At 70.7% G+C, this 12,407-nt stretch carries 11 protein-coding genes; 5 read left to right on the top strand and 6 right to left on the bottom strand.

Annotated features, from left to right (window positions below; genetic code table 11):
- Positions 1-98: 98 nt before the first annotated feature.
- The 4 genes from ACFYM0_RS21270 (at position 99) to ACFYM0_RS21255 (ending at position 3,345) form a co-directional block, all read left to right on the top strand.
- The gene (locus tag ACFYM0_RS21270) at positions 99-1,109 is read left to right on the top strand and encodes a polyprenyl synthetase family protein (RefSeq protein WP_388503500.1); all 1,011 of its coding nucleotides are present in this window, start codon (positions 99-101) and stop codon (positions 1,107-1,109) included.
- A 276-nt stretch (positions 1,110-1,385) separates the two neighbouring features.
- Positions 1,386-2,630, top strand: a complete 1,245-nt coding sequence (locus ACFYM0_RS21265; protein ID WP_388503498.1) for an outer membrane lipoprotein carrier protein LolA — start codon at positions 1,386-1,388, stop codon at positions 2,628-2,630.
- A gap of 98 nt (positions 2,631-2,728) precedes the next feature.
- Entirely contained in the window at positions 2,729-2,932 is a 204-nt protein-coding gene (locus ACFYM0_RS21260; RefSeq protein ID WP_239516343.1) for a ribbon-helix-helix domain-containing protein, read from the top strand.
- On the top strand, positions 2,929-3,345 hold the full coding sequence (locus tag ACFYM0_RS21255) for a hypothetical protein (protein ID WP_327254439.1): 417 nt from the start codon (positions 2,929-2,931) through the stop codon (positions 3,343-3,345). Before ACFYM0_RS21260 ends, ACFYM0_RS21255 begins: the two co-directional genes overlap by 4 nt.
- 90 nt (positions 3,346-3,435) lie before the next feature.
- Here ACFYM0_RS21255 and ACFYM0_RS21250 read toward each other — a convergent pair whose 3' ends face one another.
- The gene (locus ACFYM0_RS21250; protein ID WP_388503495.1) at positions 3,436-4,752 is read right to left on the bottom strand and encodes a M28 family metallopeptidase; all 1,317 of its coding nucleotides are present in this window, start codon (positions 4,750-4,752) and stop codon (positions 3,436-3,438) included.
- A gap of 192 nt (positions 4,753-4,944) precedes the next feature.
- Here ACFYM0_RS21250 and ACFYM0_RS21245 point away from each other — a divergent pair, with 192 nt between their 5' ends.
- On the top strand, positions 4,945-5,343 hold the full coding sequence (locus ACFYM0_RS21245; RefSeq protein WP_388503492.1) for a DUF6193 family natural product biosynthesis protein: 399 nt from the start codon (positions 4,945-4,947) through the stop codon (positions 5,341-5,343).
- A gap of 97 nt (positions 5,344-5,440) precedes the next feature.
- Here the strand turns inward: ACFYM0_RS21245 and rarD are convergent, their stop codons facing one another.
- The 5 genes from rarD to ACFYM0_RS21220 all read right to left on the bottom strand — a co-directional run bounded on the left by rarD (position 5,441) and on the right by ACFYM0_RS21220 (position 12,151).
- A complete protein-coding gene (gene rarD / locus ACFYM0_RS21240) occupies positions 5,441-6,412 on the bottom strand; it encodes an EamA family transporter RarD (RefSeq protein ID WP_388503490.1) in 972 nt (323 codons plus the stop codon).
- A gap of 180 nt (positions 6,413-6,592) precedes the next feature.
- Positions 6,593-7,660 carry a 2-oxoacid:ferredoxin oxidoreductase subunit beta gene (locus ACFYM0_RS21235; RefSeq protein ID WP_388503489.1) on the bottom strand — a complete coding sequence of 356 codons (1,068 nt, stop codon included), beginning with the start codon at positions 7,658-7,660 and terminating at the stop codon, positions 6,593-6,595.
- A complete protein-coding gene (locus ACFYM0_RS21230; RefSeq protein ID WP_388503487.1) occupies positions 7,653-9,692 on the bottom strand; it encodes a 2-oxoacid:acceptor oxidoreductase subunit alpha in 2,040 nt (679 codons plus the stop codon). Before ACFYM0_RS21230 ends, ACFYM0_RS21235 begins: the two co-directional genes overlap by 8 nt.
- Positions 9,693-9,836: 144 nt before the next feature.
- Positions 9,837-10,496 (bottom strand): response regulator transcription factor, encoded by a 660-nt coding sequence (locus ACFYM0_RS21225; protein WP_308313410.1) that lies wholly within the window; start codon positions 10,494-10,496, stop codon positions 9,837-9,839.
- 347 nt (positions 10,497-10,843) lie between these two features.
- Positions 10,844-12,151, bottom strand: coding sequence for a sensor histidine kinase (locus ACFYM0_RS21220; protein WP_388503485.1), 1,308 nt, complete (start codon positions 12,149-12,151; stop codon positions 10,844-10,846).
- Positions 12,152-12,407 lie beyond the last annotated feature (256 nt).

Here is a 12,407-nt window from a genome sequence, read left to right as displayed (position 1 = left end):
CGAAAACAGACCCGATACGCTGGCTTGAGTGATGGCAGCGACACATCGACAATCCGTGTGATCGTCAAGGTGATCGTCAGCAGACAGGAGTACCCCTCGTGACCGTCGTCGGGCCGTTCGGACTGAGCGTGCGGGACCAGGCTCTTGAGACCGATGTCCAGGCCGGACTGGCCGCCGTCGAGGCGGGTCTGCTGGAAGCCACCAAGAGCGAAGTCCCCTTCATCACCGAGGCCGCACAGCACCTGGTCCGCGCCGGCGGCAAACGGTTCCGGCCGCTGCTGGTGATGCTCGCCTCCCGGTTCGGCGATCCCTACGCGCCCGGGATCGTCCCCTCCGCCGTGGTCGTGGAGCTCACCCACCTGGCGACGCTCTACCACGACGACGTCATGGACGAGGCGGACGTGCGCCGCGGCGTGGAGAGCTCCAACGCCCGCTGGGGCAACTCCGTGGCCGTCCTGACGGGTGACTTCCTGTTCGCCCGCGCCTCGCACATCCTGGCGGACCTCGGCCCCGAGGCCGTACGGGTCCAGGCCGAGGCGTTCGAGCGCCTGGTGACGGGCCAGATCCTGGAGACGGCCGGCCCGCGCGACGGCCGCGACCCGGTCGAGCACTACCTCGACGTCATCGCCGGCAAGACCGGCTCGCTGATCGCGGTCTCCGGCCGCTTCGGCGCGATGATGTCCGGCGCCGACGAGTCGGTCGTCGACATCCTGACCCAGTACGGCGAGCGGCTCGGCACCGCCTTCCAGCTCGCCGACGACGTCCTCGACATCGCCTCCGACTCGCACGAGTCCGGCAAGACCCCCGGCACCGACCTGCGCGAGGGCATCCCGACGCTGCCCGTCCTGCGGCTGCGGGAGATGGCGGCCCAGGGCGGCGACCCCGATGACCTGGAGCTCGTACGGCTCCTGGACGGCGACCTGACGGACGATGTCCGGCACGCCGAGGTGCTCGCCCGGCTGCGGGTCCACCCGGCCCTGGAGCAGGCCCGCAAGGACACCGTGCGGTACGCGGAGGAGGCGCGGGCCACGCTGGCCCCGCTGCCCGACTGCTTCGCGAAGTCGGCGCTGGTGGAGCTCTGCGACGCCGTGGTCCACCGCGCGGGCTGACCGGCCGCAGGCGGGACCGAATACACCGGATACGGGGCCGAGGGCCCGGCAACCCCTACGGGTGGGGGAGGCCGGGCCCTCGTCTTGTCATCCCTGGGGCGTACGCACAGTTGGCTCCGGGGGCTGACGCCCCGACCCCCTCTTCTTTGGTCAGATAGAGGCACATCCCCACCAGATCGGGTGAGAGTGGCGGCGAGGGGTGGACGTGGTCGCAGTTGTCGACCACATGCGAGACGGGTAGGTCGCCGCCTACACACAGAGGTAGGGCAGACAGACATGGCAACGAACGCAAAGACCCGCAAGGCCGCTCGGTACGCCGTACCGGTCGCGGTGTTCGGTGTGGTCGCCGGCACGATCGCGATGGTTCCGGCCTTCGCGAACGCCGGGGGACCGGACCTTCCGAAGGTGACGGCCCAGCAGCTCATCGAGAAGATCGCGGCCTCGGACGTGCAGCAGCTGTCCGGCAGCGCCAAGATCAGCACGGACCTGGGTCTGCCGAGCCTTCCGGCCGGCCTGCTGGGCGGCGGTGGCGGCGTGACCGGCGGCTCCGCGGACCCGCAGGACAAGCTCGCCCAGCTGGTGAGCGGCACCCACACCTTCCGCGTGGCCGCCGACGGCCCGGACCGCCAGAAGCTCACCTTCGTCGACGGCAAGGACGAGTACAGCCTCGTCCACAACGGCGACGACGTCTGGGGGTACGACTCCAAGTCGAAGGAGGTCTTCCACGAGAAGGCGCCCGCCGACAAGGGCGACAAGGGCGACAAGAGCTCCGAGCGCAAGACCGGCGAGGGCCTCCCGGGCACCCCGCAGGAGATCGCCCAGGAGGTGCTGGAGGCCGCCGGACCGACCACCGACGTCACCGTCGGCGACACGGCCCAGGTGGCCGGGCGCGACGCCTACCAGCTGGTCCTGAAGCCGAAGGGCACCGGTTCGACGGTCGCCTCCGTGAAGATCGCGGTGGACGCGAAGAACGGCATGCCGCTGCGCGTGCAGCTGCTCTCCACCGACGGCGGCAAGCCGATCGTGGACGCCGGCTTCACCAAGGTGGACTTCGCCAAGCCCGCAGCCGACACCTTCGCCTTCACCCCGCCCAAGGACGCCAAGGTGACCGAGGGCGCGGCGGGCGAGCACGGCAAGGCCGGCGACCACGGCAAGGACGGCAAGGACAAGGGCCTGGACGCGCTGGAGGCCATCCCGGGCCTGGGCGGCCTGACCGGCGGCGCCGGGGGCGCCCAGGGCGAGCCGAAGGTCCTCGGTGAGGGCTGGACCGCGATCGCCCGGATCGAGACCGGCGCGAACAACACCCTCAAGGGCCTCGACGACGCGGCGAAGGACAAGGACGCTCCCAAGGGCGCCTCGCAGTTCCTCGACGCGCTCGGGGAGAAGGTCTCCGGGAAGTTCGGCGAGGGCCGTGTCCTGAAGACCCGCGTGGTCAACGCTCTGATCACGGACGACGGCAAGGTCTACGTCGGCGCGGTCACCAAGGCCGAGCTGGTGAAGGCGGCCGACGCCAACAAGTAGGCGATACCGGCACCCAAGGGTGGGCGGGGACTGTGTCCCTGCCCACCCTTGGGCCGTTCCGGCCCTGTGTACAGCGGCCCCGCTGTACCGTGAAAAGCATGTCGAGACACGTCACCATCCGCCTGGAAGAAGAGTTCCACGAACGCCTGAAGGCGCGTGCGGCGGCCCTGGGCACGACGGTCACCGCGCTGATCACCGAAGTCACGGAACGCGAGCTCGACGAGGACCGGAAGAACTTCCTGTCCGGGATAGAGGAGTTCGCCGACCACTGGGGCTACTTCCAGGAGCGGTTCGGGCATTGAAGATCACCATGGAGTGGGCCTGGACCGCTCTGGCACACCACCTCCCGTCCGATCCCGCCGTGTGGGATCCCTCCGGAGTGGCCGCCGCCGTGGCCCGCCACCAGAACGACCTCGTCCTGGTTCCCGAACAGCCCGCCCCGGACACCGCGTGGCGGGCCGCCGCGTTTCTGCACACCCTCGCGGTGTGCCCGGCGCTGGAATCCCCGATGAACGAGTTCTACGCCGCCGCCGCCACCCGCTCGTACCTGCGGGTCGCCGGGGCCAAGCAGCTGCCCTCGCCGGAGGAACTCGGCGATCTGGTGGAGGCCGCGAAGCTGGGCCACGCCGATGTCGCGGCGGTCGCGGAGGAACTGCGGGCCCGGATCCAGGAGCCGCTGTCGGCCTCGTTGCGGGGCCTCGCCCAGGACTCGTAGGACTCGTAGGACTCGTGGGACACGCCGGCAATGAGCTCCGGCGTGATCCGATCGGATCACGCCGGAGCCAAAGAGGACTAGACCAGTCGGCTAGAAGGTGATCTTCCAGCTGTTGATGTAGCCGACGTCCTGCGCGGCGACGTCCTTGACCTGGAGCTTCCACACTCCGTTGGCGACCTCGGAGGAGGCGTTGACCGTGACGGACTTGACGATGTTGTCCGCGCTGCCGCCGGTGCGGTTGTGCAGGTTGTACAGGGTGCCGTCGGGGGCGACCAGGTCGACCACCAGGTCACCGATGTAGGTGTGGACGATGTTCACGTCGACCTTGGTGGTGGCCGGGGCGTTGCCCGTGACGCCGGAGACCGTGATCGGCGAGTTCACCGCGGCGGCCGGGGAGTCCGGGATGGAGACGTCCGCCGTGTTCTCGAAGGACGGGCCCGGCGGGACCGGGACGGCGAACCCGAGGTTCCAGATCGCGTAGGCGATGGCGTCGGAATTGCGGTCCAGGGCGGTGTCGTTGATGTTCGCCGTGGTGTCGCAGGAGGAGTGGTAGCAGCGGTCGAAGGCCTGACCGGAGGTGCCGCCCCACTTCGTCGCCTGCGCCGCCGTCTTGGTGTAGTCGGCGCCGGAGAACAGGCCGCCGACCGGGATGCCCGCGCTCTTGAACGGCGCGTGGTCGGAGCGGCCGTCGCCCTCGGTCTCGATCTCGGTCGGGATGCCGAGGCCCGCGTAGTAGTTCTTGAAGGTCTGCTCGATCGTCGGGTCGTCGTCGTAGACGAAGTAGCCCGGGTTCGGCGAGCCGATCATGTCGAAGTTCAGGTAGCCGGAGAGCTTCGCCTTCTCGGCCGCCGGCAGGTTGTTCACGTAGTACTTGGACCCGATCAGGCCCAGTTCCTCCGCGCCCCACCAGCCGAAGCGCAGGTGCTTCGTGGGCGTGAGGCCGGCCCGGGAAACGGCGAGGGCGGCCTCCAGGACGGCCGCGCTGCCGGAGCCGTTGTCGTTGATGCCCGCGCCCGAGGTCACCGAGTCGAGGTGCGAGCCGGACATCAGGACCGAGTTGGGGTCGCCGCCCGGCCAGTCGGCGATCAGGTTGTAGCCGGTGGCGCCGCTGGAGGTGAAGGTCTGCAGGGTGGTCGTGAAACCGGCCGCGTCCAGCTTGGCCTTCACGTAGTCGATCGATGCCTTGTAACCGGTCCTGCCGTGGGCGCGGTTGCCGCCGTTGGCGGTGGCTATCGACTGCAACTGGGTCAGGTGTGCCTTGACGTTGGCGAGCGGGATGTCGGGCGGCGTGGGCGCCGCGGCGACCGAGGCCGGCGAGGCGAGCGCGGCGGGGGCGGTGGCGGCGAACAGGCCGGCGACCGCGAGGGCGGTCACGGTGGCGATGCGCCGGGAGACGGACAGGCTCATGTGGGGGCTCCGGGATTCCGTACTGGGGATGTGTGCGGAAACGTGCGGGGTAGAACAAGTGAGCAACGTGCGTCAGTGCGAGCCTGATGGTCAGCGAGAGCATGACACTCCGTCAAGACCTGAATCCGGTCAGACCCGTTCGGAAAGCGGACGGAGCCGCCCGCGGGGCCGCGACGGGAGCACACTGGGGGGATGAATGTGAACGAAGAGACCCGTGCGGCGGTCGTCGAGGCGCAGTGGCTCGACACGCGGCGGGCATGGACGGACCGTCTGGAGCGCCTCGGTCCCAAGGTCTGGCGTCTCGGCACCATCGCCGTGCTGGAGGCGGCTCACGAGGACCCGCTCCTGCGGCAGCTGTACCCGTACACGAGCCATTGCCATGTGCACTTCAGCAGCACGACCCGCTTCCCCTACGAGGTGGCGGTCCCCTTCGTGATCCCGCTGCCCGACGGGCGGTTCCGCGTCGTGCGGCGCGATCCCTCCGCGGAGGTCGCCGAGGTGGACACGGCCGAGGAGGCCGTGGCCCTGGTGGCCGCGCACGCACCGCCCCGACTCCGGCTCGCCACGACGGGGCTGCCGATGGGCGGGTAGGGGCCGGGACGCGGAGGGGGGTGCGAAGGAGGGGTGGAGGGGGCGGACATGCGGACGGGCGCGTCCGAAGACGCGCCCGTCACTGCTCCGGGTGGTGTTACGCGGTCTCGCGCGCCGGGGCCGGGAGAGTGCTCGGGAGGGGGCCGGGAAGGGGCGCCGACAGGGCCTCCAGGCGCAGGGCCCGGGAGCGGCGGGCGGTGCGCAGGGCGTCCCAGGTGAGGATCGAGAGGGCGACCCAGACCAGGGAGAAGCCGGCCCAGCGCGCGGGCGGCATGGCCTCGTGGAAGTACAGGACGCCGAGCCCGAACTGGAAGACCGGGGCCATGTACTGGAGCAGTCCGAGGGTGGACAGCGGGACCCGGATCGCGGCCGCGCCGAAGCAGATCAGCGGGATCGCGGTGACCAGCCCGGCCGAGGCCAGCAGGGCGGCGTGCCCCGGTCCCTGGGCGGTGAAGGTGGACTCGCCGCGCGAGCCGAGCCACAGCAGGTAGCCGAGGGCGGGCAGGAACATGATCACGGTCTCGGCGGTCAGCGACTCCAGGCCACCCATGCCGAGCTGCTTCTTGATCAGCCCGTACAGGGCGAAGGAGAAGGCCAGGATCAGTGAGATCCACGGCGGCCGCCCGTACCCGACGGCGAGGACCAGTACGGCGGCGACGGCGATCCCGACGGCCGCCCACTGCGTGCGGCGCAAGCGCTCGCCGAGGACCAGGACGCCGAGCGCGATGGTGACCAGGGGGTTGATGAAGTAGCCGAGGCTCGCCTCGACGACCGCGCCGTTGTTGACCGCCCAGATGTAGACGCCCCAGTTCACGGTGACCAGGGCGGCGGCCACCCCCGTGAGGGCGAGCTTGCGCGGCCGGCGCAGCAGCTCCGCCATCCATCCCCAGCGCCGCAGGGCCAGCAGCGCGAGGCCGACCACGGCCAGGGACCAGACCATGCGGTGGGCGAGGATCTCGATCGCCCCGGCGGGCTGGAGGAGCGGCCAGAAGAGGGGCACGATCCCCCACATTCCGTACGAGGCGAAGCCGTAGAGCAACCCCGTGCGCTGGTCGTTCTCTGCCTTCACGGCACCTCCAGAGCTACTTCAAGCCAACCTGACGACGGTAGCGCCGCACGCCCCGAAAGTCATTAGCGTTCGACGAGATGCTCATGACACTTGGATGGCCGCCGGGCGGCCGGAACACGACGAAGCCCGGATCCCCCTGCGGGGTCCGGGCTTCGAACGGGTGCGGAGGACGGTTCGGGTTCAGCCGACGACGGTCCAGGTGTCGTTCCCGCTCAGCAGCGCGCCCAGGTCGCCCTTGCCGCTGCGGTCCACGGCCGTCTCCAGCTGCTCGGCCATGAGCGTGTCGTAGACGGGTCGGCGCACGTTGCGGAACACCCCGATGGGCGTCCGGTGCAGCGTGTCGGGGTCGGCCAGCCGGGACAGCGCGAACGCGTTGGTCGGGGAGGCCGAGGAGGCGTCGTGGACCAGGATCCGGGACTCGTTCTCGGGGGTCACGGTCACGACCTCCAGGTCGCCGGTGGCCACGTCGCGCACGACGCCCTTGGCGTTGTCCACGCCGAAGCGGATCGGCTGCCCCTGCTCCAGCCGGATCACGGCCTCCTGGGCCTGCTCGTGGTCCTTGAGGACCTCGAAGGCGCCGTCGTTGAAGATGTTGCAGTTCTGGTAGATCTCCACCAGCGCCGTGCCCTCGTGGGCGGCCGCCGCGCGCAGCACCTCGGTGAGGTGCTTGCGGTCGGAGTCGACCGTACGGGCCACGAAGGAGGCCTCCGCGCCGATCGCCAGCGAGACCGGGTTGAAGGGCGCGTCGAGCGAGCCCATCGGGGTCGACTTGGTGATCTTGCCGACCTCGGAGGTGGGGGAGTACTGCCCCTTGGTCAGCCCGTAGATCCGGTTGTTGAACAGCAGGATCTTGAGGTTGACGTTCCGCCGGAGGGCGTGGATCAGGTGGTTTCCGCCGATGGAGAGCGCGTCCCCGTCACCGGTGACGACCCAGACCGACAGGTCGCGGCGCGAGGTGGCCAGCCCGGTGGCGATGGCCGGGGCGCGGCCGTGGATCGAGTGCATCCCGTACGTGTCCATGTAGTACGGGAAGCGCGAGGAGCAGCCGATGCCCGAGACGAAGACGATGTTCTCCTTCGCCAGCCCCAGCTCCGGCATGAAGCCCTGGACGGCCGCGAGCACCGCGTAGTCGCCGCAGCCGGGGCACCAGCGGACCTCCTGGTCCGACTTGAAGTCCTTCATCGACTGCTTGGCGGCCGCCTTGGGCACCAGCGAGAGCAGGGAGGGGCTGTCGGTCACCTCAGTCATTGATGGCCTCCTTGAGATGGTTGGCGAGCTGCTCGGCCTTGAACGGCATGCCGTTCACCTGGTTGTACGACGACGCGTCGACCAGGTACTTCGCCCTCAGGAGGGTCGCGAGCTGCCCGAGGTTCATCTCCGGCACCACTACCTTGTCGTAACGCTTCAGGACCTCGCCCAGATTCCTCGGGAAGGGGTTGAGGTGGCGCAGGTGGGCCTGCGCGATGGGGGTCCCGGCGATCCGCAGCCGGCGTACGGCGGCCGTGATCGGCCCGTACGTCGAGCCCCAGCCGATGACCAGGGTCCGCGCGCCGTCCGGGTCGTCGACCTCCAGGTCGGGGACCCGGATGCCGTCGATCTTGGCCTGGCGGGTGCGGACCATGAACTCGTGGTTGGCCGGGTCGTACGAGATGTTGCCCGTGCCGTCCTGCTTCTCGATGCCGCCGATCCGGTGTTCCAGCCCCGGCGTGCCGGGGACCGCCCAGGGGCGGGCCAGGGTCTGCGGATCGCGCTTGTACGGCCAGAAGACCTCGGTGCCGTCCGCGAGCTCGTGGTTGGGACCGGCGGCGAACTGCACCTTCAGGTCCGGCAGGTCCGCCACGTCCGGGATCCGCCAGGGCTCGGAGCCGTTGGCGAGGTATCCGTCGGAGAGCAGGAACACCGGGGTCCGGTAGGTCAGCGCGATCCGGGCCGCGTCCAGCGCCGCGTCGAAGCAGTCCGCCGGGGTGCGCGGGGCCACGATCGGAACCGGGGCCTCGCCGTTGCGCCCGTACATGGCCTGGAGCAGGTCGGCCTGCTCCGTCTTGGTCGGCAGACCGGTCGACGGTCCGCCGCGCTGGATGTCCACGATCAGCAGCGGCAGCTCCAGGGAGACCGCGAGCCCGATCGTCTCGGACTTCAGGGCCACGCCCGGGCCGGAGGTGGTGGTCACGCCCAGCGCGCCGCCGAAGGCCGCGCCCAGTGCCGCGCCGATGCCGGCGATTTCGTCCTCGGCCTGGAAGGTGCGTACGCCGAAGTTCTTGTGCTTCGACAGCTCGTGCAGGATGTCCGAGGCCGGGGTGATCGGGTACGAGCCCAGGTAGATCGGCAGATCGGCCTGCTGACCTGCGGCGATGAGCCCGTAGGACAGGGCGAGGTTCCCGGAGATGTTGCGGTAGGTGCCGGTCGGGAAGGCGCGGGTGGCCGGGGCCACCTCGTAGGAGACGGCGAAGTCCTCGGTGGTCTCGCCGAAGTTCCAGCCCGCCCGGAAGGCGGTGACGTTCGCCTCCGCGATCTGGGGCTTCTTCGCGAACTTCTGCCGCAGGAAGGTCTCGGTGCCCTCGGTGGGCCGGTGGTACATCCAGGACAGCAGCCCGAGCGCGAACATGTTCTTGCTGCGCTCGGCCTCCTTGCGGGAGAGCCCGAACTCCTTCAGCGCCTCGACGGTGAGGGTGGTCAGCGGCACCGGGTGGACGTTGTAGGCGTCGAGCGAGCCGTCCTCCAGGGGGGAGGTCTCGTAGCCGACCTTGGCCATCGGGCGCTTGGTGAACTCGTCCGTGTTGACGATGATCTCCGCGCCGCGCGGCACGTCCGCGATGTTCGCCTTCAGTGCCGCCGGGTTCATCGCCACCAGGACGTTCGGGGCGTCGCCCGGCGTCAGGATGTCGTGGTCGGCGAAGTGCAGCTGGAAGGACGACACGCCGGGGAGGGTGCCGGCGGGCGCCCTGATCTCGGCCGGGAAATTCGGCAGCGTCGAGAGGTCGTTGCCGAAGGAGGCGGTCTCGGAGGTGAAACGGTCACCGGTGAGCTGCATGCCGTCACCGGAGTCACCCGCGAAGCGGATGATCACCCGATCGAGTCGGCGCACTTCCTTCGTCCCGGCGTCCGTGGCGGCCCCGGCGTTCTCGGCGGCCCCGGCGTCCGCACCCTGGCCTTCGTGGCCCGTGTGGCCCGGGTGGCCCGCTGGTTCGCCGTTCGGGCCCGGGGACGTCCGCTGCTCGCCGACGACTGCGCCTTCGGCCCCGTCGGACTGTTCGGCTGGGCTACTGACCTGGCTGGTCACTGAACTGGACCTCCTTCGAGGCGTGAGCACTGCCCAAGGCCAACCCTACGTCCGTAGGGATCGCTTCCCCGGGCTGCTCATTTTCTGGACCGCCCCTTCGGCGGTCTGTCCGAATCCGGCCTTACCTGACAGAGTGTCAGTTGATCAAGATCTTAGGTAGGTGAGAACGGCCAGCACGCGCCGGTGATCCCCGTCACTGGGTGACAGGCCCAGCTTCATGAAGATGTTGCTGACGTGCTTCTCCACCGCGCCGTCGCTCACCACCAGCTGCTTGGCCACCGCGGAATTGGTCCGCCCCTCGGCCATCAGCCCGAGCACCTCGCGCTCGCGCGGGGTCAGCCCCGCCAGCACGTCCTGCTTGCGGCTGCGGCCGAGCAGCTGCGCCACGACCTCCGGGTCCAGGGCGGTACCGCCCCGGGCCACGCGGACGACGGCGTCGAGGAACTCGCGCACATCGGCCACCCGGTCCTTCAGCAGGTACCCCACCCCGGTACTGGACCCGGCCAGCAGTTCGGTGGCGTACTGCTCCTCCACGTACTGCGACAGCACGAGCACACCTATGCCGGGGTGATCGCGCCGCAGCCGTACGGCCGCCCGTACGCCCTCGTCGGTGTGCGTCGGCGGCATCCGCACATCGGCCACCACCACGTCCGGCAGCGCGTTCTCAGCCGCCAGCTCCGCCACCGTCTTGATCAGGGCTTCCGCGTCCCCGACGCCTGCGACGACGTCATGCCCCCGGTCGGTCAGCAACCGGGTCAGGCCCTCACGCAGCAGCACTGAATCCTCGGCGATGACCACCCGCACCCTGTCTTCCACGACTTTGCCGCTCCCGCGTCCGCTCGTGCCCCGTGTTCCCTGACTCAGCCAAGCATCCCAGTCTTGAGCCCGGATACAGTCGGAGCGCGATCAACGCGTACCCCCGGACCGGCTGTTTTCGGCCCTGAGGGCCCCTCTGGGCCACCCACTCCCCGAAGTCAGGGCTTTGGCCCCCGCTCCCGGCGGGCCGAAGGGCACCCGGCGGGGGCGGACGGGGGCCGGACGCGGGGCGAGGGACGGCATGCGACCGCACGGACACCCCCTGCGGGGCGTCCGTGCGGGTGACTGTCACCGGCTTCGCGCAGTGGCCTCGGATTCCGCCGGGGGAGGGGGCCTCAGACGGCCCGCCAGGGGAGTTCGGCGGTGACGGTCGTGCCGCCACCCGCGGGGGAGTCCACGACGAGCAGCCCGTCCACGGCGTCGAGCCGCTCGGCCAGCCCCGCCAGTCCCGAACCGGCCACGGCATCGGCGCCGCCGACACCGTCGTCGGCGACCTGGATCAGCAGCCGCCCGCCGGACTTCCACACGTCCACCCCGGCGGTACGGGCCCCCGCGTGCTTGCTGACGTTCTGCAGCAGCTCCGACACCGTGAAGTACGCGATCCCCTCGATCGCCGCCGCCGGCCGCGAGGGCAGCTCCACGGCCACCCGTACGGGCACCGCGCACCGGGAGGCCACCGAGGACAGGGCCGCGTCCAGCCCCCGGTCGGTCAGCACCGCCGGGTGGATCCCGCGGGCGAGGTCCCGCAGCTCCTGGAGGGCGATCTTCACCTCGCCGTGCGCCTCGTCCACCATGCGGGCGGCGACCCGCGGGTCCTCCGTCAGCTTCTCCTTCGCCAGCCCCAGATCCATGGCTAGTGCCACCAGCCGGGCCTGCGCCCCGTCGTGCAGATCGCGCTCGATGCGCCGCAGATCGGCCGCGGCGGTGTCCACCATGACTCCGCGGTCGGACTCCAGCTCGCTGACCCGGTGCGCGAGCCGCGACGGCCCGAGCAGCCCGCAGACGAGCACCCGGTCCACGGTGGTCAGGGCACGCACCACCCAGGGGGTGGCGAGGGTGAGGGCGAGCCCGGTCGCGCAGGTCGCCGCGATCGCGAGCGGGGAGTCGAGGTAGAAGGAGTAGTCGTCGTTCTGGAAGACCTGCAGCCCCGGCTGATCGGTGAAGGCCGGGAACACCCAGAACCAGAGCGGGTAGAGCAGCATGGCCCAGCCGTAGGCCCAGAACGTCAGGGCCACGCAGAAGGCGAACACCGCCCACGGGAAGTGGATCACCGAGTACAGCACGTGCCGCCAGGCGCTCCCGCTCTTGAGCAGGGCCCCCATCCGGGCGATCGCCCCGCTCTTCTCCGCACGGATCGGCGCGGGCTCCGCGACGTCGTGCCCGAGCATCCCGCGGACCCGGGCCCGCTCCACGCGCCCGAACCCGCGGCACATGGCCAGCACCCCCGCCAGCACCGGGACCCCGAGGAAGGTGACGAGCAGTCCGGCGCCGAGGCTGACGCCGGTGACGGCGAGCGAGAAGTACAGGGTGCTCAGCGGCAGCCCGAGCAACAGGTACCCGAACTCCCGCCAGGTCCGCCCCTCGAAGGGAGCCCGCACCACCCTGCCGATACCGCTGCCACTGTGTGCTGCGCCGCTACCCATATCGCCGACCCGCCCTTCATCCACTGTGTCCCCCAACCCTCCCGTGCCCCCTTCACGGAAACCATCCGGCAGGTCGGCCTCTCCCCCGGGGGGTTAACCCCACCCCACCCCAACCCAGGCCGGGGGCGGCCCCAGGGTCCCGGGTCCCGCCCCCGGGCTCCGCCCAGACCGGCGCCGCCCACCCCGGGGGGGGGGGGGGGGGGGCGCGGCGGGGGGGGGCCCCCCCCCCCCCCCCCCCCCCCCCGGGGGGCGGCGC

The organism is Streptomyces sp. NPDC006487 (genome assembly GCF_042870555.1).
GTDB lineage: Bacteria > Actinomycetota > Actinomycetes > Streptomycetales > Streptomycetaceae > Streptomyces.
The sequence above is the reverse complement of the archived record's forward strand: the minus strand, read 5'-3'. Positions and strand labels throughout refer to the sequence as shown.